Consider the following 20,421-nt stretch of genomic DNA (forward strand, 5'->3'; position numbering starts at 1 on the left):
CACTGATAATCCGACGAGAACCTCCCCCTCAGTTCGCCTCATATTCCTTCTGCCCGCCGATCCAGGTCTGGAGGACCTTGGTGGCGCGCAGCTCGGTGGGGCTGGCGAGCAGCGGGTCGCGGTCGACGATGATGAAGTCGGCGCGTTGCCCCGCCGCCAGACGGCCGAACTTGTCCTCGGCAAAGCCGGCCCAGGCGCCGCCGGCGGTGAGCGCCCACCAGGCCTGTTCGCGGGTGATGCGCTCGTCCGGCTGCCAGCCGCCGAACGGCTCGCCGGCCGCGTCCTGGCGGGTGAACGCCGCGGCCCAGCCGGCAAAGGGATCGGGCTTTTCGACCGGGAAGTCCGATCCGAAAGCGAGCCTAGCGCCGCTTTGCAGCATCGCGTTCCATGCATAGGCACCGCGCAGCCGCGCCGGCCCGAGCCGCGCCTCCGCCATGCGCCAGTCGCTCGTCTCATGCGTCGGCTGCATGGAGGCGATCACATTGTCCTTGGCGAAGCGCGGCAGGTCGGCCGGATCGACGATCTGCGCATGCTCGATGCGCCAGCGGCGATCGCCCTTGTAGCTGTCCGATATGTCCTCGATCGCGGAGAGCACCTCGGCATTGGCCTTGTCGCCGATCGCGTGCACGGCGACCTGGAAATTGTCCATGGCGGCGCGCACCATCAGGTTGCGGATCACGTCGTCGGCCATGAAGCCCGCGCCCGACTGGCCGGGCGCATCGGCATAAGGCTGCTTGAGCCACGCCCCGCGCGAGCCGAGCGCGCCGTCCTCGTACAGCTTGATCCCGCCCATGCGCAGGCGATCGTTGTAGAGCCACGGCGTCGGCCCCGCGCCCGCCACCTTCACCGCGGTGTCCACGCCCATGCCGTAGGACATGATGCGCACCCGCAGCGACCCGGCATCGCCCAGCCGTCGATAGGCGAGCCATTCCTCCACGCTCGTGCCCATGTCGGCCGTGGCCGTCACGCCGTAGCGCAGCAGGATCTTCTGCGCGGCAAGGAACGCCTGGCTCATGTCGCGCGGCAGCGGCTGCGGCACCACCTTGTCGATCAGGCTCTGCGCCGCGTCGACGAACACGCCGCCCTCGATCCGCCCGCCGGCCGGGGAGACGCTTTTCGAGGTGACACCGGCGGCGCGGAGCGCGGCGCTGTTGGCCCAGCTGGCATGGCCGTCGGCGCGGGCGAGCCAGACCGGACGGTCGCCCAATGCGGCGTCCAGGTCCGCGCTGGTCGGGAAGCGGCCCAGCTTCCACACCTCCTGGTTCCAGCCGCCGCCGGTGATCCAGCGCTTCTCCGGATTGGCGCGGGCATAAGCGGCGATCTTCGTCTGCGCATCCGCCAGCGAGGTGGTATCGGACAGGTCGAGTTCCAGCGCACGATAGCCTTGCGCGAAGACATGGCCGTGCGCGTCCACGAAGCCGGGCAGCAGCACCCGGCCCTTCATGTCGGACCTCCAGTCCAGCTTTTCCGGGCGCTTGTCGCCGGACTTCAGCAGCTTGGACACCTTGCCGTCCGGCGTCAGCAGCAGGCCGGTGAAGCGGATCACCTTGCCGTTGGCGTCCATCGTCATGCCGTTGACGTTGTCGATCAGCGCATCGGCATGAGCGGCAGGCGCGAGCGCGACGGCGGCGGCGCCGGCCAGCAGGAACGTGCGGATCATCGCGGCAGCCTCCGCACGAGGGCGCTCGTATCCTGGCGGCCACCACCCATCTTCTGCACCTCCGCATAGAATTGATCGACCTGCGCCGTCATCGGCAGCACCGCGCCGTTGCGCTTCGCCTCGTCCAGCGCGAGGCCCAGGTCCTTGCGCATCCAGTCGACCGCGAACCCGAAGTCGAACTCGTCCCGCGCCATGGTCGGCCAGCGATTGACCATCTGCCAGCTCTGCGCCGCGCCGCCGGAGATCGCCTCCAGCACCTGGTCGAGGTCGAGTCCGCTCGCCTGGGCGAAGCGCAGCCCCTCCGACACGCCTTGCAGCACCCCGGCGATGCAGATCTGGTTGACCATCTTGGCGGTCTGCCCCGCGCCCGCTTCCCCGATGTGCACGACCTTGGCGCAGTACGCCGCAAGGATCGGCTCGGCGCGCGCGAACGCCTCGGCCGAGCCGCCGCACATGGCGGAAAGCCTGCCGTTCTCCGCACCCGCCTGCCCGCCGGATACCGGCGCGTCCACCGACCCCGGACGCGCCGCCGCCAGCTCGCGCGCGATCGCGGCGGAAACGGTGGTGTGATCGATGAACAGGGCGTCGTCGTCCATGGCGCCGAACGCACCATCGGGGCCGAGCGTCACGGCGCGCAGATCGTCGTCGTTGCCGACGCAGGTGACGACCACTTCCGCCCCCCGCGCGGCCTCCGCCGGGGTTTCGGCCAGCGAGCCGCCATGCTTTTCCACCCACGCTTCCGCCTTGGCGCGGGTGCGGTTGTAGACGGTGACGTCGTGGCCTGCGCTGGCGAGATGACCGGCCGTCGGCGCGCCCATTACGCCCAGGCCGATAAAGGCGATCCTGGTCATGGCTCCACGCGATAGGCGGTGTTCCCCCGCGACGCCAGATGGTCTAGGCGGTTGCATCCTCCGTTCCTGCTGAGCTTGTCGCAGCATCGCCCCTTTTCCGGGAGCGCGGAGGCGGAAAAGGCGGCCCTTCGGCAAGCTCGGGGCGATTGGACGAACACATGGCAACTCTCGCGAAGACCGCAGCTCCCCTCCCCGTCTCCCTCGGGGACGTGATGGCGGCGCACATGCGGATTCGCGACGCGATCGTGCGCACGCCCACCCTCATCAGCCGCACGCTCAGCGAGCTGACCGGCGCCACCGTCTACCTGAAATTCGAGAACCTGCAGTTCACCGCCGCCTACAAGGAGCGCGGCGCGCTCAACACGCTGCTGCAACTGGACGCGGAAGCCCGCGCCAAGGGCGTGATCGCGGCCTCGGCCGGCAATCATGCGCAGGGGCTGGCCTATCATGCCAACCGGCTGGGCATCGCCTGCACCATCGTGATGCCCACCAACACGCCCACGGTGAAGGTGGTGCAGACGGAGGGCCACGGCGCCAACGTGGTGCTGCACGGCGACACGTTCGACGCGGCCTATGCCCATGCCCGGCTGCTGGAGGCGGAGCGCGGCATCACCTTCGTCCACCCGTTCGACGATGTGCGCGTGATCGCGGGGCAAGGCACCACCGCGATCGAGATGCTGGAGGACGTGCCGAGCATCGACACGTTCCTGACGCCGATCGGCGGCGGCGGCCTGATCTCCGGCATGGCGACCGTTGCCAAGAACTGGCGCACTCCCGTGGAGGTGATCGGGGTGGAGGCCGAGCTCTACCCCTCCATGTACAACCGCATCAACGGCACGCAGATGCCGTGCGAGGGCGACACGCTGGCCGAGGGCATCGCGGTGAAGGAGCCGGGCGGCGTCACCGCGCAGATGGTGTCCGAGCTGGTGGACGACATCGTGCTCGTTTCCGAACGCAGCCTGGAGGAAGCGGTGAGCCTGCTGCTCCAGATCGAGAAGACGGTGGTGGAGGGCGCGGGCTCCGCAGGGCTCGCCGCGCTGCTCCAGCACCCCGGACGGTTCGAAGGCCGCACGGTCGGCGTGGTGCTGTGCGGCGGCAACATCGACACGCGGCTGCTCGCCAACGTGCTGCTGCGCGATCTCGCCCGGTCCGGCCGGCTCGCGCGGCTGCGCATCCGGTTGCAGGACCAGCCGGGCGCGCTCTACAACGTGGCGCGGATCTTCGATGCGCAGCGGGTGAACATCCTGGAACTGTCGCACCAGCGCATCTTCACGAACCTGCCGGCCAAGGGCCTCAGCCTCGACGTGGAATGCGAGACCCGCGACCGCGCGCATCTGGAGCGGCTGATCTCCGCCATCCGCGACGCCGGCTATCAGGTGAGCCTGGTCGAGCTCGCCTGAGCCAGACGGAATCGGGCGTGCGGCAGGCGGAGGGAACTCCGTCTCTCCAACGGCGTGCCGCTGCGCTAAGCTCCCGCGCAAAGCCCGCATCCGGGCTTTTGCGGGGACGCGGGGGGCGTTAACTCTCTTTCATGGTAAAGCGGCTTTTCAGGATGAGTCCGGCGATTCATAACGGCCGCGCAGCGCGGTTCGGACCCTCCGCGCGCCAGGGACATTGCCGGTGACCGCGCCTTTCCGCTTTCCGCGTTTCTTCGTCACCAGCCCCTCGCCCTGCCCCTATCTGCCGGGCCGGCAAGAGCGAAAGGTGTTCACCGAGCTCAACGGCCCGCACGCCGGCGAGCTGAACGACGCGCTCGGCCGTATCGGCTTCCGGCGCAGCCAGTCGGTGGCCTACCGCCCCTCCTGTGCGGGCTGCACGGCCTGCGTATCGGTGCGGGTGGTGACACCCGATTTCCAGCCCAATGCCAGCCAGCGCAAGCTGATGAAGCGGCACGGCGACCTCGAGGTTTCCGCCTGCCGGGCCTGGGCGACGGACGAGCAGTTCCAGCTGCTGCGCCGCTACCTTGCCGCGCGCCATCCCAGCGGCGGCATGTCCGGCATGGACGAGAGCGATTATGCCGACATGGTCGAGCATTCGCCCGTCGACAGCTACATCGTGGAATATCGCGAGCCCGGCGTGAACGGCGCGCAGGGCCGGCTGGTCGGCGCCTGCCTCACCGATCAGCAGGCGGACGGCCTGTCGATGATCTACAGCTTCTTCGAAACGGACGGCGACCGTCCCGGCCTCGGCAACTTCATCATCATGGACCATATCCTGCGCGCGCGCAGCGTCGGCCTGGCCTATGTCTATCTCGGCTATTGGGTGAAGGGTTCGGCGCGCATGGCCTACAAGGTGCGCTATCGCCCGATCGAGGTGCTCGGGCCGCAGGGTTGGATGCTGCTGACGGACGAGGATGCGGTGATCGCTCCCCCCGCCGCGCCCAAGGTGCTGAGCGACGTGCTGGCGTAACCTACTTCCCGTCCCTTCAAAGGGGAGGGGTGAAGGCGCTCAGCTTTCGCGTGCCACCACGTCCACGTCCATCCGCTCGGTCCCCTCGCCCAGCCGCGAGCCTGCCACCGGCGCCGCGCCGGCATGATCCAGCGCCGCCGCGACGCGAACATAATGGTCGTCGCACGACAGCCCGGCGGTGGCATCGAAACCGATCCAGCCGAGATCGTCGACCCACGCCTCCGCCCAGCCGTGCGGCATGGAATGGTGCGCCCCGTCCGAGCGATAGCCGCTGACATAGCGCGCCGGCACCCCCAGCACGCGCGCGGCGGCGACGAAGATGTGCGCCATGCCGCGCGGGGTCACCGCATCGGCGGCAAAGGCCTGGGCGGCGGTACGCCGGGGCACCAGCCGCATCTCCTTCACCGTCGCGCGCTCGAACAGGGCGACGTTCAGCCGGTGCAGCTGCTCGATCGCGGTGCCGCCGCGCACCCCCTCCGCAAAGGCGCGGATCGCGTCGTCGGGCGTGGTCAGCGGCGTGAAGCGCAGGAACAGGGCCGGCGGCAGCGGCTCGGCACCGCCCCTCACCACGCCGCCGGCGTCGCTGGTCATCACCTCGCCGGACACCGCGATCTCGATCTCGCGTACCGGTCCGTCGACATACAACATGGTGGTGTGATTGCCGAAGCCGTCCCGCCCGTGCCGCATCCGGGCGTCGCAATCGACATGGACGTGCCAGCCGGCCACCGTCTGGTTGCTGGTGTCGCCGGGATGCAGGCGCAGCAACTGCGTCAGGCGGCGCTGCGGCTCGCTGAAGCGATAGGTCGTGCGGTGATCGATCGCGAGACGCATCAGCCGAACTTGAACTGCCGGCCGATCGCGAAATGCATCTGCGCATTCTCCTCGATGAACGCCTTCAGGAACTCGTGCAGACCGCTGGCGATCACCTCGCCGCTCTTGGTCTTGGCCATGCGCGCCTGACGCATGCGCGCCATGCGATCCGCCTCGCCGTGCAGGCCGGTGCGCTTGGCCAGCAGGTTGAGGATGTCCACCGCCTCTTCGCAACTCGCCGCCAGGCTGCGCGGAAGCTCGCTGCGGGCGATCAGCAGGTCGATCACGTTGGCCGGCCGCAAGCCCTCGGAATAGAGCCAGCGATAGGCGGTGACCGCCGAGACGGTCTGCAGGATGGTGGTCCACTGGTCGCGGTCCACCACGCCGCCGACCCGCTCGCCCGCGGGCAGCAGCAGGTGGTACTTCACGTCGAGCAGGCGCGCGGTGTTGTCGGCGCGCTCCACCGCCTGGCCCAGGCGGATGAACCAGGTCGTCTGATTGCGCAGCATGCGATGGATCGCGCCTTCGAACCCGCGCGCTTCGGTCTGCACCGCCTCCACAAGGTTCAGCGTCGCCATCGGCCCCGCAGGCCCCGCGCGCTTGTCGAAGATCAGCCATGCGCGGTTGATCGCGGTCCATGCTTCCCGCGTCAGCGCGGTGCGCACCGCGCGGGCGTTGTTGCGCGCCATGTCGAGGCAGCGGACGATGGAGCCCGGATGGCAGCCGTCGATCGTCAGGAAACGGGCGACTTCCTGCGGGCCGACGGTGCGCCCGTTGGCGGCAAAGGCGGCGTCGGTATCGGTCACCGCCAGCGCGCTGGCCCAGGCGGCATCGCCCGCGGGGCGCGGCGACAGCACGTCCAGCCGTACCGTGGCCTCCACCAGCCGGCCGATGAAATCCGCGCGCTCGACATAGCGGCCGAGCCAGTAAAGGGAGGAAGCGGTGCGCGAGAGCATCTGCATGCGCGTCAGCTCCCCTGGCTCTGGGACATGCCGCCCGCCGATTGCGATTGCGATTGCGACTGTCCCGGCTCGGGCTCGTCCATCAGCACGAAGCTGTCCTTGGTCCCGCCGCCCTGCGAGGAGTTCACCACCAGCGAGCCCTCCTTCAGCGCGACGCGGGTGAGGCCGCCCGGCACCACCTGCACGCCGTTCGCGCCCGTCAGCACGAAGGGGCGGAAATCGACATGGCGCGGCGCCAGCCCCGCATCGCTGAGCGTCGGCACGGTGGACAGCGCCAGCGTGGGCTGCGCGATATAGCGGTGCGGCTCGGCGATCAGGGCGGCGCGGAACGCCTCGATCTCCGCCCGGCTCGCGGTGGGGCCGACGAGCATGCCATAGCCGCCCGACCCGTCGACCAGCTTGACGACCAGCTGCTCCAGGTGGTCGAGCGTGTAGCGCAGCGCCTCCGGCTCGCGGCAGCGCCACGTCTCCACGTTCGGCAGCTTCGCCTCGCCCCCCGAATAGAAGCGGACGATCTCGGGCATGTAGCTGTAGATCGCCTTGTCGTCGGCGATGCCGTTGCCCGGCGCGTTGAGGATCGCGACGTTGCCGGCGGCAAAGGCGGCGATCAGGCCGGGTACGCCGAGCATCGAATCGGGGCGGAACACCAGCGGGTCGAGGAAGTCGTCGTCCACCCGGCGGTAGATCACGTCCACCTGCACCAGCCCGCCGATGGTGCGCATGAACACCTTGTCGTCGTCCACCACCAGGTCCGCCGCCTCGACCAGCTCGACGCCCATGGAATCGGCCAGGAAGCTGTGCTCGTAATAAGCGGAGTTGTAGTGGCCGGGCGTCAGCACCACGCACACCGGATTGACGCCGCGTCCGTGCGGCGCCACCGAGCGCATCGTCTCCAGCAGGCGATCCGGATAGCTGTCCACCGCCGCGACGCGGAAGTTGCGGAACAGCTCGGGGCACAGCCGCAGCATCGCTTCCCGGTTTTCCAGCATGTAGCTGACGCCGGACGGCGTGCGCGCATTGTCCTCCAGCACGAAGAAATCGTCCGGACCCGTGCGCACGAGATCGATGCCGCAGATATGCGCCCACACGTCGTGCGGCGGACGCAGGCCGGCGATCTCCGGGCGGAACTGCGGATTGCCGAAGATGAGGTCGGCCGGCAGCACGCCTTCGGCAAGGATGCGCCGCGGGCCGTATATGTCCTTCAGGAAGGCGTTGATCGCCTCCACCCGCTGCACCAGCCCTTCGGACAGGCGCGCCCATTCGCCGGGCAGGAACACGCGCGGCACGATGTCAAAGGGGATGATGCGCTCGCTGGCATCGCTTTCGCCATATACCGCAAAGGTGATGCCGAGCTGCCGGAAGGTCGCCTCGGCCGATTGCTGCCGCCGCTTCAACTCGCCCGGCGGGGTTTCGGCAATCCAGCGTTCAAGCGCATGAAGCTCCGGCCGCGCCGTTGCGCCCTGCCCCCTGACCTCGTCGAACGCTCGTTGCCCCATCGAAACGGTAAAGCCTCCGTAAGCCTTGTTGTTCCATGCTGCGCGCGAATGTTGCGCCGCACAAGGGCACGCGCGAACTTATGTGCGCTGGCCGCTGGCGGAGGGGGGAACAAGATGCCGGCGAAATAAAAAAAGGGCCGCCCCGGTGTTCCGGGACGGCCCTTCTCCTGCGTGGAGCCCTGGGGTCAGATGTCGTCGCCGAGCGCGCCCTTGACCTTGCCCTTGAACTGCTCGCCCTTGCCTTCGACCTGCTGGGCCTTGCCCTCTGCGGCGAGGTCCGCGTCGTTGTTGTGCTTGCCAACCGCTTCCTTCACGTTGCCTACGGCCTCGTTCAGGTTGCCTTTGATCTTGTCGGTCAGTTCGCCCATCGTTCGTCTCCTGAAATCCCGGTGCTTTGACGCTTTCCGCCAAACCTGGATCAAGAACGGACAGGGGCCGATCCGGGTTCCCCCGGATGCGCTCAGATGAGGCCGGCAAGCGGGCTGGACGGGTCGGCATAGCGGCGCTGCCCCATGCGCCCGGCGCGGTACGCCAGCCGCCCCGCTTCCACCGCCGATTTCATCGCCGCGGCCATCAGGATCGGGTCCTTGGCCTCGGCGATGGCGGTGTTCATCAGCACGCCGTCGCAGCCCAGCTCCATCGCCACTGCCGCCTCCGACGCGGTGCCGACGCCGGCATCGACGAGCACCGGCACCTTGGCCCCCTCGACGATCAGGCGGATCGTCACCTTGTTCTGGATGCCCAGGCCCGAGCCGATCGGCGCGCCCAGCGGCATGATCGCCACCGCGCCGGCATCTTCCAGCCGCTTCGCCGCGATCGGATCGTCCACGCAATAGACCATCGGCAGGAAGCCTTCCTTCGCCAGCACCTCCGTCGCGCGCAGCGTTTCCACCATGTCGGGGTAGAGCGTGCGCGCCTCGCCCAGCACTTCCAGCTTCACCAGATCCCAGCCACCGGCCTCCCGTGCGAGCCGCAGGGTGCGGATCGCGCTTTCGGCATCGAAGCAGCCGGCCGTGTTGGGCAGGTAGGTGACCTTTTTCGGATCGATGAAGTCGGTCAGCATCGGCGCGTTCGGATCCGACACGTTGACCCGCCGCACCGCCACCGTGACGATTTCCGCGCCCGATGCCTCCAGCGCCGCCGCGTTCTGCGCGAAGTCCTTGTACTTGCCGCTGCCGACGATCAGGCGCGAGCGGAAGGTACGGCCCGCCACCGTCCAGCTATCGTCCGTTATCGGCGCGGCATGGTCGCCGCCGCCCACGAAATGGACGATCTCCAGCTCGTCGCCATCCTCCACGCACACCTGCGCCAGCGTGGAGCGCGGCACCACCTCCAGGTTGCGCTCCACCGCGACCTTTTCCGGCACCAGCCCCATGTCGGCGGCCAGCTGCGCGATCGACAAGCCGGCCGGCACGCGGCGATGCTCGCCATTGACGCTGATCGAGACGGTTCCATCGGTATGCGGCATGAGCATGTGCGCGAGGCCTTGGGCCCCGCCCTTTTCCGTTCGGGCTGCGCTTGTCGAAGCCCTGCTCTTCTTCTCTACCCGGCGAAAAGAAGAACTGCCCTTCGACAAGCTCAGGGCGAACGGGCTAGGAGGTGATGCAACGCACCTAGTCCCGCGCCGTCCGCCATTCAACCGGGAGCCGCCATGCCCGATACCATCTACGTCCTCAACGGCCCGAACCTCAACCTGCTCGGCCTGCGCGAGCCGGAGATCTACGGGCACGACACGCTGGACGACATTGCCGGCCTCCTGGAGGATCGGGCGCGCGAGCTGGACCTCTCGATCGACATGCGCCAGTCCAATCACGAGGGCCATCTGGTCGACTGGCTGCACGAGGCGCAGGCGGAGGAGGCGAAAGCCGTGCTGCTCAACGCCGGTGGCTTCACGCATACGTCCGTCGCCATCCATGATGCGATCAAGTCGGTGACGACGCCGGTGATCGAGGTCCACTTGTCCAACCCGCACCGGCGCGAGGAATTCCGCCACACAAGCTTTGTCGGGCGCGCGGCGAAGGGAACCATCGCGGGGTTCGGCGCGCTGTCATACCTCCTCGCGCTTGAAGCGGCGGCACGCATCTGACAAAGGCGCTCGCCGGATAAAGGGGAAGCTCAAGACGTGAGCCACGACGACAACAATTCCATGCGCATCGATGTCGAGCTGGTCCGCCAGCTCGCACAGCTGCTCGACGACACCAGCCTCACCGAGATCGAGGTGGAGGATGGCGACCGCAAGTTGCGCATCGCCCGCAAGGCGCCGGCGGTGGCCGCTGCGCCCGCCGGGGTGCATTATGCGCCGGCACCCGCGGTGCAGGCCGCCCCGGCTCTCGCCGCACCGCCCGCCGAGGCCGCTCCGGCCGCTGCCCTCAACGCGGTGAAATCGCCGATGGTCGGCACCGCCTATCTCGCCGCCACGCCGGGCGCCGCGCCGTTCATCGCGGTGGGCAAGCAGGTGGCCGAGGGCGACACGCTGCTGATCGTGGAGGCGATGAAGGTCATGAACCCGATCACCGCCACCGCCGCCGGCACGGTGAAGGCGATCCTGGTCGAGAACGGCCAGCCGGTGGAGTTCGACCAGCCTTTGGTCGTGGTCGAGTAAGCACGTGCCCGAGATCAAGAAGCTCCTGATCGCCAATCGCGGCGAGATCGCGCTGCGCATCCACCGCGCCTGCCACGAGATGGGCATCCAGACGGTGGCGGTGCATTCCACCGCCGATGCCGATGCGATGCACGTGCGCCTCGCCGATCAGGCCGTGTGCATCGGCCCTCCGGCGGCGGCGGACAGCTACCTCAACATCGCCAACATCATCTCCGCCGCCGAGATCACCGGCGCGGATGCGATCCATCCCGGCTACGGCTTTCTCTCCGAAAACGCCAAGTTCGCCGAGATCGTGGAGGCGCACGGGCTGATCTTCGTCGGCCCGAAGCCCGAGCATATCCGCACCATGGGCGACAAGATCGAGGCGAAGCGCACCGCCGGCGCGCTCGGCCTGCCGCTCGTCCCCGGCTCGGACGGCGCGATCGGCGACTTGGCCGAGGCCAAGGCGATCGCCGCGCGCGCGGGCTATCCCGTTATCATCAAGGCGGCATCGGGCGGCGGCGGCCGCGGCATGAAGGTCTGCACCTCCGAGGACGAACTCGAGACGCTGATGCAGCAGGCCGGCAGCGAGGCGAAGGCCGCGTTCGGCGACGCCACCGTCTATCTCGAAAAGTATCTCGGCAATCCGCGCCACATCGAGATTCAGGTGTTCGGCGACGGCAACGGCCAGGCGATCCACCTGGGCGAGCGCGACTGCTCGCTCCAGCGCCGCCATCAGAAGGTGCTGGAGGAGGCGCCCTCCCCCGTTCTCTCCACCGAGGAGCGCGACCGGATCGGCACCGTCTGCGCCAAGGCGATGGCCGACATGGGCTATCGCGGCGCCGGCACGATCGAATTCCTGTGGGAAGCCGGCGAGTTCTACTTCATCGAGATGAACACCCGTTTGCAGGTGGAGCATCCGGTGACGGAGGCGATCACCGGGCTCGATCTGGTGCGCGAGCAGATCCGCGTCGCCGAGGGGCATCCGCTGACGCTGCGGCAGGAGGATGTCGTCTTCCGCGGCCATGCCATCGAGTGCCGCATCAACGCCGAGCACCCGCGCACCTTCGCGCCCTCGCCCGGCCTCGTTACGCAATACCATGCGCCCGGCGGCATGAACGTGCGCGTCGATAGCGGGCTCTACGCCGGCTATCGCATCCCGCCTTATTACGACTCGATGATCGCCAAGCTGATCGTCTACGGCACCACGCGCGCGGGCGCGCTTCGCCGCCTGCGCCGTGCGCTGGAGGAGTTCGTGATCGAGGGGCCGACCACCACCATCCCGCTCCACCAGGCGCTGCTCGACGATCCGGAGTTCCAGGCCGGCGAGTATACGATCAAGTGGCTGGAGGATTGGCTGGAGCGGCAGGGATCATGATGGGCGTGCGGGGCACGGCCTTCCCCTGTCGCGACAGCCAGCTGGAGCGGCAGGACGCGTGAAGGATCCGGCGCCGGGCCGGCTGGTCGCACTCCCCGCCCGCGAAGTGTGGGGCGACGAGGCACGGGTGTTCACGCCGTGGCTGGCGCAGAACCTCGATCTCCTGGCGGGGGCGCTGCAACTCGGCGAGCTGGAGCATAGCGGCACCGAGGTGATCCTGGGCGACTTCCGGCTCGACATCCTGGCGACGGACAGTTCGGGCGATCCGGTGGTGATCGAAAACCAGTTCGGCCGCACCGATCACGGGCATCTCGGCCAGCTCATCAGCTATGTCGCCAGCCAGAGCCGCCCGACCACGACGATCTGGGTCGCCGAGCAGTTCAAGGACAGCCACCGCGCGGCGATCGACTGGCTGAACGCCAGCACCTCGGAAGAATACAGCTTCTTCGCCGTGGAGATCGAGGCGCTGCGCATCGGCAACAGCGATCCCGCCCCGTTCTTCAACGTGGTGGCCAAGCCGAACAGCTGGACAAAGTCGGTTCGCGCGACGGCACGGGTCGAGAGCGCAGAAGACAAGGAGCGTCACCGCGTTCGGCTGGCCTACTGGGCGTCCTTCGCCGAGTATCTGAAAGCGCACGATCCCAGCTTCGTGATCCGGCGCGACAATCGCGATCATTGGTTCGAATTCCCGATCGGTCGTGGCGGCGTGGTCATCTCCGCCACGATCAGCACGCAGAAGCGGCGGGTCGGCGTGGAGCTGTATTTCCACAACGATCGGCACAAGTCCGGCATCAGGCAGTTGCTGGATCAGCGGCGCGCCATTGAGCACGACTTCGGCGAGCGGCTCGACTGGCAGGAACTTCCGACCAAGAAGGCAAGTCGCATCGCCCTGTTCCGCGGCGAGGTCGATCCGTCGGATCCGCGGCACTTCGCCGATCTTCACGGCTGGATGCTGGACAAGATGCAACGCTTTCGCAGGGTCTTCGCCGATCGCGTGAGAACGCTCGATCTCGGGCCGGCCGACGATGTGGAGGACCTGCTGGGATGAAGGCGACCATCTGGCACAATCCGCGCTGCTCGAAATCGCGCGAAGCGCTGGCCATCCTGCGCGAAACGCCCGGCATCGAGCTGCAGGTGATCGAATATCTCAGCACGCCGCCCACCGCCGCGGTGCTTGCCTCCCTGTACGCGCGGGCGGAGATGAGCGTACGCGACGGGCTGCGCAAGGCGGAGCCGGGCGCAAAGGCGCTGGCCGGCGCCGGTGACGAGGCCATCCTCGCCGCCATGGCGGACGATCCGATCCTGATCGAGCGGCCGCTGGTCGAAACGGCGAAGGGCGTGCGCCTCGCGCGCCCGCCCGAACGCGTGCGGGAGATCCTGTGACCATGCTCGCGCCCGGCCGCAATTGCTGGCGCCTGGCGCGGGCGGACAAGGCAACCGTGCTGATCGACGCGGATCGCTATTTCCGCGCCGCGCGCTCGGCGATGCTGAAGGCGAAGAAGCAGATCCTGCTGATCGGATGGGACTTCGACGCGCGGATCGACCTGATGCCCGGCCACGATCCGCAGGACGGCGCGCCCACCCGGGTGGTCGACTTCATCCACTGGCTGGTGGAGCGCGATCCCGAACTGCAGGTCTACACGCTGCGCTGGGACGTGGGCGCGCTGAAGACGCTGGCGCGGGGCAGCAATGTCGTCACGCTCGCCAGGTGGCTGGCGCATCCGCGCATCCATGCCAAGCTCGACGGCAAGCATCCGGTCGGCGCCTCGCATCACCAGAAGATCGTGGTGGTGGACGATTGCCTCGCCTTTGCCGGCGGCATCGACATGACCTCCGGCCGCTGGGACACGCGCGAGCATCTGGACGACCAGCCCTGCCGCGCGCTGCGGCCGGGCGGCAAGCAGTTGAAGCCGTGGCACGACGCCACCACCGCGCTGATGGGCGAGGCCGCCGCCGCATTGGGAACGTTGTGCCGGGACCGCTGGGAACGCGCCGGCGGCGACCCGATCGCGGCGCCGAACGTCACCAACGATTGCTGGCCGGACGATCTCGAACCCGATTTCACCGCCGTCGACGTGGCGATCTCGCGCACCCAGCCGGCCATGGACGATCAGGAGCCGATCTACGAGATCGAGCAGCTTTACCTCGACCTGATCGCCCGCGCGCGCCGCCACATCTATGCCGAAAGCCAGTATTTCGCCTCGCGCCGCATCGCCGAGGCGCTGGCGAAGCGGCTGGCCGAGCCGGACGGCCCGGAAATCGTGATCGTCAACCCGGACACGGCCGAGGGCTGGCTGGAGCCGGTGGCGATGGACACCGCCCGCGCCCGCCTGTTCCAGGCGCTGAAGCACCGCGACACGCACGACCGCCTGCGCCTGTTCCACCCGCAGACCGAGGGCGGCACGCCGATCTACGTTCATGCCAAGATCCTGGTGGTGGACGAGGCCGTGCTGCGCATCGGCTCGTCCAATTTCAACAATCGCTCGCTGCGGCTGGACACCGAATGCGACGTCACGATCGATGAGGAACAGGGCGCCGACCCCGCCTGCATCGCCGCCATCCGCAACGGGCTGCTCGCCGAGCATCTCGGCAGCGATCGCGAGACGGTGGCGGCCACGCTGGCGGAGACGGGCTCGCTGATCGCCACGGTCGACCGCCTGCGCCGGCCCGGCCGCACGTTCGTGCCCTACGAGGTGCCGGACCTGAGCGGGGTCGAGAAGTGGCTGGCCGACAACGAGGTGCTGGATTCGGGCGAGGACAGCCCGTTCGAGGCGATGGCGAAAGGCGGCCTCCTCCGGCACCTGCGGCGGCGCTGAGCCTTTCCCCTGCGCGGGAGCACGACCGAGGAGCATTGCGCTTGCCTCAGGCCGCTACGCTCCGCTAAAGCCCGCGCCATCCACAAGGACCCGGTGCAATCCCGGGTGGCTCTTCCGGCCGCCGATCCGCCGGACAATCACCACACCGGCGAGAAATGCTTCGCCCGCGGGCGAGCGCCGGTGCCTGATTTTGGATTTCCCATGCTGTTCAACCGGACCGAATGGTTCACCGGCGCCGCACAAGCGCGCCATGACGTGCTTGCCGGCATCGTCGTCGCGCTGGCACTGATCCCCGAGGCTATCGGCTTTTCGGTCATCGCCGGGGTCGACCCCCGCGTCGGCCTGTACGCCTCCGTCGCCATTGCGCTGGTCATCTCGTTTCTGGGTGGACGCCCGGCGATGATTTCCGCCGCCACCGCTGCCGTGGCGGTGGTCGTCACCCCGCTGGTGCGCGACTACGGCGTGCAATACCTGTTCGCCGCGACCATCCTGATGGGCGTGATCCAGGCGATCGCCGGGCTGCTGCGGCTCGACCTGCTGATGCAGTTCGTCTCGCGCTCGGTCATCACCGGCTTCGTCAATGCGCTCGCGATCCTTATCTTCCTCGCACAGGTGCCGCAACTCACCGGCGTCACCTGGCACACCTATGCGATGGTCGCGGCCGGGCTGGCGATCATCTACCTGTTCCCGCGGCTCACCGGGGCCGTGCCCTCGCCGCTGGTCGCCATCCTGGTGCTCGCCGCGACCAGCATCGCGCTCAGCCTGCCGGTGCGCACGGTGGGCGACATGGGGCGCCTGCCGGAAGGCCTGCCCAGCCTCGCTCTCCCGGACGTACCGCTCACGCTGGAGACGCTGCGGATCATCCTGCCCTATTCGCTGACGATGGCGGCGGTAGGGCTGCTCGAATCGCTGCTGACCGCGCAGATCGTCGACGACATGACCGACACCGCCAGCGACAAGCGCCGCGAATGCTGGGGCCAGGGCGCGGCCAACGTGGCGGCCGCCATGGTCGGCGGCATGGGCGGATGCGCGATGATCGGCCAGTCCGTCATCAACGTCACCTCGCGCGGGCGGACGCGCTTCTCCACCTTTGTCGCCGGCGCGTTTCTCCTGTTCCTGCTGGCGGTGCTCGGCCCGGTGGTCGGTCGCATTCCGATGCCGGCGCTGGTCGCCGTCATGGTGATGGTGTCGATCGGCACCTTCAGCTGGAACTCGATCGCGAACCTCCGCCGCCATCCGCCGACCTCCTCGGCCGTGATGCTGGCCACCGTCGTGGTGGTGGTCGCCACCGCCAATCTCGCGGCGGGCGTGGCCACGGGCGTGCTGCTGTCGGGCATCTTCTTCGCCGGCAAGGTGCGCCGCATGTTCGCGGTGGAGCGCAGCGAGGCAGGCGGCATCGCGATTTACCGTGTCTCGGGCGAGATCTTCTTCGCGTCGGTGGATCGCTTCACCAGCGCCTTTGCCGCCGCGGAGCCGGCGCGCCGCGTGGTGATCGACGTCACCGCCGCGCACTTCTGGGACATTTCGGGCGTGGGCGCGCTCGACAAGATCGTCGCCCGCCTGCGTCGCGATGGCATTCAGGTGGAGGTGGTCGGCTACAACCGCGCCAGCGCCGACCTGATCGACCGCTTCGCACTGCACGACAAGACCGGCGTGGAGCTGGGCGCCGTGCCGCATTGACAGGCTGGGGTGACGAACGCCGCCTTGCCCGCTACAGGCGCGACACATGGCCGAAATCACTCCAGAGATCGTCGCCCAGCACGGGCTCTCCGCGGAAGAATATGACCGCGTGCTCCACGCGCTCGGTCGCGAGCCGAACCTGGTGGAACTCGGCATCTTCTCGGTCATGTGGTCCGAGCATTGCAGCTACAAGTCGAGCCGGCTGCACCTGAAAAAGCTGCCGACCACCGGCCCCCAGGTGATCTGCGGCCCCGGCGAGAATGCCGGCGTGATCGACATCGGCGATGGCCAGGCCGCCATCTTCAAGATGGAATCGCACAACCACCCCTCGTACATCGAGCCCTATCAGGGCGCGGCGACGGGCGTGGGCGGCATCCTGCGCGACGTGTTCACCATGGGCGCGCGGCCGGTGGCCAACATGAACGCGCTGCGCTTCGGCCGGCCCGAGCATCCGAAGATGCGGCACCTGATCTCGGGCGTCGTCCATGGCATCGGCGGCTACGGCAATTGCGTGGGCGTGCCGACGGTCGGCGGCGAGGTGAACTTCCACCCGGCCTATGACGGCAACATCCTGGTCAACGCGATGACGGTGGGCATCGCCGATCAGGACAAGATCTTCTATTCGGCCGCCTCCGGCATCGGCAATCCGATCGTCTATGTCGGCTCCAAGACCGGCCGCGACGGCATCCACGGCGCGACCATGGCGTCGGCGGATTTCGACGAGAAGTCCGACGAGAAGCGCCCCACCGTGCAGGTCGGCGATCCGTTCACCGAGAAGCTGCTGATCGAGGCCTGTCTCGAACTCATGGCCTCCGACGCGATCGTCGCCATTCAGGACATGGGCGCGGCCGGCCTCACCTCCTCCTCGGTCGAGATGGCGTCGAAGGGCGGCGTCGGCATCGAGCTGAACATGAACGCGGTGCCGCAGCGCGAGGAGGGCATGACGCCCTATGAGATGATGCTGTCGGAAAGCCAGGAGCGGATGCTCATGGTGCTGAAGCCCGGCCGCGAGGATTTCGCCGAGGCCATCTTCCGCAAATGGGAACTGGACTTCGCGGTCATCGGCCATGTCACGGACACCGGCCGCATGGTGCTGACGTTCGATGGCGAGACCGTCTGCGACATTCCGCTCGGCCCGCTCGCGGATGAGGCCCCGCTCTACGACCGCCCGCACGTGCCGACGCCCGCCCCAAAGGCGCTGGTCGACGTCCCCGAGTGCGTCGATCCCGCCGCCGATCTCCTCACGCTGATGGGCTCGCCCGATATCGCCAGCCGCCGCTGGATCTGGGAGCAATACGACACGCAGGTCGGCGCCGACACCGTGCAGCGCCCCGGCGGCGACGCGGCGGTGGTGCGCGTGCACGGGACGGACAAGGGGCTGGCGATCACCACCGACTGCACCCCGCGTTATTGCTATGCCGATCCGGTCGAGGGCGGCAAGCAGGCGGTGGCCGAGACCTGGCGCAACCTCACGGCGGTGGGCGCGCAGCCGCTCGCCATCACCAACTGCCTGAACTTCGCCAATCCGCAGCGGCCCGAGATCATGGGCCAGATCGTCGGCTGCCTGGAGGGCATGAGCGAGGCGTGCCGCGCGCTCGACTATCCGATCGTGTCCGGCAACGTGTCGCTCTACAACGAGAGCAAGGCGACGGGTGGCGGCTCCGCCATCCTGCCCACCCCGGCGATCGGCGGCGTCGGCCTGCTCGCCGACTGGTCGAAGTCCGCGACGATCGCCTTCAAGCAGACCGGCGACGTGCTCGTCCTGATCGGCACCCCGCGCGGCCAGCTCGGCCAGTCGCTATGGCTGCGCGAGCTGCACGGCCGCGAGGAAGGGCCGCCGCCGCGCGTCGACCTCGCCGCCGAGCGGGCCGCCGGCGACTTCGTGCGCGCGCAGATCACCAAGGGCGCGATCACCGCCTGCCACGACGTGTCGGACGGCGGCATCGCCGTGGCCGTCGCCGAAATGGCGCTGGCGGGCAATATCGGCGCGCTCATCTCGCACCTGCCGGTCGGAAACCCGGCGGAGCTGTTCGCCGAGGATCAGGGCCTGTATCTCGCCACGATCGACGACGCGCAGCTGCTCGACTTCCTGGGCGCGGGCGATGCGGCGGGCGTGAAGGTGGAGCGGATCGGTCGCACCATCGCGAATCGCGTCATCTTCGAACTCGCCAGGGGCGATCACTGCGTCAGCATCGCCGACCTGCGCAGCGCCCATGAAGGGTTCTTCCCGCAGCTGATGGCCGGCGAAGTGGAAGCATAATGCGAATCGCCCGCAGAAGCCTTGCGAACGCGTCGCAGTAACGCTAGACGCTCCCGTGCAAGCGGGAGTTGTCGCCGAATGCTCGTGTGTATCTGTAATGCCCTTCGCGAAAATCAGGTCCGTCAGGCGGCCCGCAGCGGTGCCGACACCGCCTGCCGCGCCTATCGGGCGCTCGGGTGCGAGGCGAAATGCGGCCAGTGCGTGCCGTTCGCGCGAGAGATAATCAATTCGGAGCGCGCGGCTGCGTAGCACTCGCAACTGCCTGAAAATGGCGGTTTTCTGCCGTTTCCGCCTGTTCGATCGACGCGATCCGGGTTAAGGAGCCGCCTTCCCCAACGGAGGCAGGCATGAAGGGCGACCCCAAGGTCATCGAGTTTCTGAACGAGACGCTCAAGAACGAGCTGACCGCGATCAATCAATACTGGCTGCATTATCGCCTGTTCGATCATTGGGGCCTGCACAAGCTCGCCAAGTTCGAGCGTCACGAATCCATCGACGAGATGAAGCACGCCGACTGGCTGGCAGAGCGCATCCTGTTCCTGGACGGCCTGCCCAATTTCCAGCTGCTCGGCCGCCTGCGCATCGGCGAAACCGTGGAAGAAGCGCTCAAGGCCGATCTCGCCATGGAAATCGAGGCCGTGGCGCAGCTGCGCGCCGCGATCGCCTATTGCGAGGACGTGAAGGACTTCGTCAGCCGTGACCTGTTCGCGCGCATCCTCGCCAGCGAGGAAGAGCATGTCGACACGCTGGAGCGCCAGTTCGAGATGATCGAGCGCATGGGCCTGGGCAACTACGTGCAGCTCAATTCGATGTCCGAATATGATGCCGGCCACTCGGACGCGGCGCCGTATCTGAAGGCGTAAGGCTCACGGCGCGCCGGTGCGGGGGCGCGCCGCGGACGTCCCTCTGGCGTCACCCCGGCCCTGTGCCGGGGTCCACCCCACCACTTTCGCACGGTCTGGTTTGCCGATCGGTGGACGCCGTAACACTGCCGGCAGGACGGCGGCAGAAATTCACTTCCTGCCGCACCCCCGTTCCCGGGCGGGCCGCTCAGATCACCCGGCGGCCGAAGCCGCCACCGGCCACCGGGCGGCGCTGCTGCAGCGGCGTCGCCTCGCGCAGGAGCAGCGTCAGCGTTTCCTCGAACAGCGGGCGCAGCTTCGCCGCATGCGGCACGGCTTCGTCCGGCGTGTCATGCGTCTCGACGCAGCCGCGCGCAATCATCTCGAGCTGCTCGGCCAGCTCCGCCAGCGGCTCCGCCCCGAACTGACGTGCCTCGCCCTTGAGGGTATGCGCGGGGATGACCAGCGCGGTGGCATTGTTCGCGCGCACCGCCGCTTCCACCGCGGAGACCGACTTGTACCCGTCCTCCTGGAAATAGCCCAGGATGCGGACGAAGCCGGTGCCCAGCTCGCTGCGCGCGCGCTGGAACGCCTGCCAATCGACCAGGGTGCTGCCTTCGAACGACACGGTAGTTTCTCTCCCCTTCGCGGCCGTGCACGGCCACGAGCGATCCCG

The 20,421-nt window shown here is 68.2% G+C and carries 20 protein-coding genes and 1 other annotated feature; of the genes, 12 read left to right on the plus strand and 8 right to left on the minus strand.

Translation table 11 applies throughout. The annotated features are described in order from the left end of the window. Positions 1-28 precede the first annotated feature (28 nt). Together DVW87_RS09595 and DVW87_RS09600 are read right to left on the minus strand one after the other, a co-directional pair. Positions 29-1,660, minus strand: coding sequence for an amidohydrolase (locus DVW87_RS09595; RefSeq protein WP_114687557.1), 1,632 nt, complete (start codon positions 1,658-1,660; stop codon positions 29-31). Next, positions 1,657-2,511, minus strand: coding sequence for an NAD(P)-dependent oxidoreductase (locus tag DVW87_RS09600; RefSeq protein ID WP_114687558.1), 855 nt, complete (start codon positions 2,509-2,511; stop codon positions 1,657-1,659). The genes DVW87_RS09595 and DVW87_RS09600 overlap by 4 nt, the downstream gene beginning before the upstream one ends. 158 nt (positions 2,512-2,669) lie before the next feature. Here DVW87_RS09600 and DVW87_RS09605 point away from each other — a divergent pair, with 158 nt between their 5' ends. Then, entirely contained in the window at positions 2,670-3,911 is a 1,242-nt protein-coding gene (locus tag DVW87_RS09605) for a threonine ammonia-lyase (RefSeq protein ID WP_114687559.1), read from the plus strand. 220 nt (positions 3,912-4,131) lie between these two features. Continuing rightward, positions 4,132-4,920 (plus strand): arginyltransferase, encoded by a 789-nt coding sequence (locus DVW87_RS09610; RefSeq protein WP_114687560.1) that lies wholly within the window; start codon positions 4,132-4,134, stop codon positions 4,918-4,920. Between the two features lie 39 nt (positions 4,921-4,959). Here the strand turns inward: DVW87_RS09610 and DVW87_RS09615 are convergent, their stop codons facing one another. The 5 genes from DVW87_RS09615 to thiS all read right to left on the minus strand — a co-directional run bounded on the left by DVW87_RS09615 (position 4,960) and on the right by thiS (position 9,656). Then, positions 4,960-5,751, minus strand: a complete 792-nt coding sequence (locus DVW87_RS09615; RefSeq protein ID WP_114687561.1) for a transglutaminase family protein — start codon at positions 5,749-5,751, stop codon at positions 4,960-4,962. Then, positions 5,751-6,686, minus strand: a complete 936-nt coding sequence (locus tag DVW87_RS09620) for an alpha-E domain-containing protein (protein WP_114688173.1) — start codon at positions 6,684-6,686, stop codon at positions 5,751-5,753. The genes DVW87_RS09615 and DVW87_RS09620 overlap by 1 nt, the downstream gene beginning before the upstream one ends. 11 nt (positions 6,687-6,697) lie before the next feature. Further along, positions 6,698-8,188, minus strand: coding sequence for a circularly permuted type 2 ATP-grasp protein (locus DVW87_RS09625; RefSeq protein WP_114687562.1), 1,491 nt, complete (start codon positions 8,186-8,188; stop codon positions 6,698-6,700). A 185-nt stretch (positions 8,189-8,373) separates the two neighbouring features. Further along, entirely contained in the window at positions 8,374-8,556 is a 183-nt protein-coding gene (locus DVW87_RS09630) for a CsbD family protein (RefSeq protein WP_114687563.1), read from the minus strand. A gap of 92 nt (positions 8,557-8,648) precedes the next feature. Then, on the minus strand, positions 8,649-9,656 hold the full coding sequence (thiS, locus tag DVW87_RS09635) for a sulfur carrier protein ThiS (RefSeq protein ID WP_114687564.1): 1,008 nt from the start codon (positions 9,654-9,656) through the stop codon (positions 8,649-8,651). 183 nt (positions 9,657-9,839) lie between these two features. Between thiS and aroQ the strand changes: the two genes are divergently transcribed. From aroQ to bfr, 10 genes are all read left to right on the plus strand, one after another. Continuing rightward, positions 9,840-10,274, plus strand: a complete 435-nt coding sequence (aroQ, locus tag DVW87_RS09640; RefSeq protein ID WP_114687565.1) for a type II 3-dehydroquinate dehydratase — start codon at positions 9,840-9,842, stop codon at positions 10,272-10,274. Positions 10,275-10,334: 60 nt separating this feature from the next. Then, positions 10,335-10,790: an acetyl-CoA carboxylase biotin carboxyl carrier protein gene (gene accB / locus DVW87_RS09645; RefSeq protein WP_114688174.1), complete on the plus strand. Its 456-nt coding sequence runs from the start codon at positions 10,335-10,337 to the stop codon at positions 10,788-10,790. A 4-nt stretch (positions 10,791-10,794) separates the two neighbouring features. Further along, the gene (gene accC / locus DVW87_RS09650; protein ID WP_114687566.1) at positions 10,795-12,147 is read left to right on the plus strand and encodes an acetyl-CoA carboxylase biotin carboxylase subunit; all 1,353 of its coding nucleotides are present in this window, start codon (positions 10,795-10,797) and stop codon (positions 12,145-12,147) included. Positions 12,148-12,205: 58 nt separating this feature from the next. Next, positions 12,206-13,195, plus strand: coding sequence for a DUF4268 domain-containing protein (locus DVW87_RS09655; RefSeq protein WP_181814788.1), 990 nt, complete (start codon positions 12,206-12,208; stop codon positions 13,193-13,195). Continuing rightward, a complete protein-coding gene (locus DVW87_RS09660; RefSeq protein WP_114687568.1) occupies positions 13,192-13,530 on the plus strand; it encodes an arsenate reductase family protein in 339 nt (112 codons plus the stop codon). The genes DVW87_RS09655 and DVW87_RS09660 overlap by 4 nt, the downstream gene beginning before the upstream one ends. Before the next feature lie 2 nt (positions 13,531-13,532). Continuing rightward, a complete protein-coding gene (locus DVW87_RS09665; RefSeq protein ID WP_114687569.1) occupies positions 13,533-14,963 on the plus strand; it encodes a phospholipase D-like domain-containing protein in 1,431 nt (476 codons plus the stop codon). Positions 14,964-15,046: 83 nt separating this feature from the next. Next, positions 15,047-15,102 (plus strand) — a sequence feature (sul1 is cis-regulatory element that is thought to sense ions involved in sulfur or methionine metabolism; They are found in Alphaproteobacteria). 62 nt (positions 15,103-15,164) lie between these two features. Continuing rightward, the gene (locus tag DVW87_RS09670; protein ID WP_114687570.1) at positions 15,165-16,643 is read left to right on the plus strand and encodes a SulP family inorganic anion transporter; all 1,479 of its coding nucleotides are present in this window, start codon (positions 15,165-15,167) and stop codon (positions 16,641-16,643) included. A 46-nt stretch (positions 16,644-16,689) separates the two neighbouring features. Then, complete coding sequence (gene purL / locus DVW87_RS09675) at positions 16,690-18,903, plus strand: phosphoribosylformylglycinamidine synthase subunit PurL (protein ID WP_114687571.1); 2,214 nt, start codon at positions 16,690-16,692, stop codon at positions 18,901-18,903. Positions 18,904-18,981: 78 nt separating this feature from the next. Beyond that, positions 18,982-19,152, plus strand: coding sequence for a (2Fe-2S)-binding protein (locus DVW87_RS09680; RefSeq protein ID WP_114687572.1), 171 nt, complete (start codon positions 18,982-18,984; stop codon positions 19,150-19,152). 98 nt (positions 19,153-19,250) lie between these two features. After that, positions 19,251-19,766, plus strand: coding sequence for a bacterioferritin (gene bfr, locus DVW87_RS09685; protein WP_114687573.1), 516 nt, complete (start codon positions 19,251-19,253; stop codon positions 19,764-19,766). A gap of 187 nt (positions 19,767-19,953) precedes the next feature. Here bfr and DVW87_RS09690 read toward each other — a convergent pair whose 3' ends face one another. Continuing rightward, the gene (locus tag DVW87_RS09690; RefSeq protein ID WP_114687574.1) at positions 19,954-20,373 is read right to left on the minus strand and encodes an Hpt domain-containing protein; all 420 of its coding nucleotides are present in this window, start codon (positions 20,371-20,373) and stop codon (positions 19,954-19,956) included. Positions 20,374-20,421 lie beyond the last annotated feature (48 nt).

This window comes from Sphingomonas aracearum, assembly GCF_003345355.1.
GTDB classification, from domain to species: domain Bacteria; phylum Pseudomonadota; class Alphaproteobacteria; order Sphingomonadales; family Sphingomonadaceae; genus Sphingomonas; species Sphingomonas aracearum.

Excerpts from the sequence above, each read along its gene's own strand:
- DVW87_RS09595 (WP_114687557.1), bottom strand. The coding sequence starts at position 1,660 with ATGATCCGCACGTTCCTGCTGGCCGGCGCCGCCGCCGTCGCGCTCGCG.
- DVW87_RS09600 (WP_114687558.1), bottom strand. The coding sequence starts at position 2,511 with ATGACCAGGATCGCCTTTATCGGCCTGGGCGTAATGGGCGCGCCGACG.
- DVW87_RS09605 (WP_114687559.1), top strand. The coding sequence starts at position 2,670 with ATGGCAACTCTCGCGAAGACCGCAGCTCCCCTCCCCGTCTCCCTCGGG.
- DVW87_RS09615 (WP_114687561.1), bottom strand. The coding sequence starts at position 5,751 with ATGCGTCTCGCGATCGATCACCGCACGACCTATCGCTTCAGCGAGCCG.
- DVW87_RS09620 (WP_114688173.1), bottom strand. The coding sequence starts at position 6,686 with ATGCTCTCGCGCACCGCTTCCTCCCTTTACTGGCTCGGCCGCTATGTC.
- DVW87_RS09625 (WP_114687562.1), bottom strand. The coding sequence starts at position 8,188 with ATGGGGCAACGAGCGTTCGACGAGGTCAGGGGGCAGGGCGCAACGGCG.
- DVW87_RS09630 (WP_114687563.1), bottom strand. The coding sequence starts at position 8,556 with ATGGGCGAACTGACCGACAAGATCAAAGGCAACCTGAACGAGGCCGTA.
- thiS (WP_114687564.1), bottom strand. The coding sequence starts at position 9,656 with ATGCCGCATACCGATGGAACCGTCTCGATCAGCGTCAATGGCGAGCAT.
- aroQ (WP_114687565.1), top strand. The coding sequence starts at position 9,840 with ATGCCCGATACCATCTACGTCCTCAACGGCCCGAACCTCAACCTGCTC.
- accB (WP_114688174.1), top strand. The coding sequence starts at position 10,335 with ATGCGCATCGATGTCGAGCTGGTCCGCCAGCTCGCACAGCTGCTCGAC.
- DVW87_RS09660 (WP_114687568.1), top strand. The coding sequence starts at position 13,192 with ATGAAGGCGACCATCTGGCACAATCCGCGCTGCTCGAAATCGCGCGAA.
- DVW87_RS09665 (WP_114687569.1), top strand. The coding sequence starts at position 13,533 with ATGCTCGCGCCCGGCCGCAATTGCTGGCGCCTGGCGCGGGCGGACAAG.
- DVW87_RS09670 (WP_114687570.1), top strand. The coding sequence starts at position 15,165 with ATGCTGTTCAACCGGACCGAATGGTTCACCGGCGCCGCACAAGCGCGC.
- purL (WP_114687571.1), top strand. The coding sequence starts at position 16,690 with ATGGCCGAAATCACTCCAGAGATCGTCGCCCAGCACGGGCTCTCCGCG.
- DVW87_RS09680 (WP_114687572.1), top strand. The coding sequence starts at position 18,982 with ATGCTCGTGTGTATCTGTAATGCCCTTCGCGAAAATCAGGTCCGTCAG.
- bfr (WP_114687573.1), top strand. The coding sequence starts at position 19,251 with ATGAAGGGCGACCCCAAGGTCATCGAGTTTCTGAACGAGACGCTCAAG.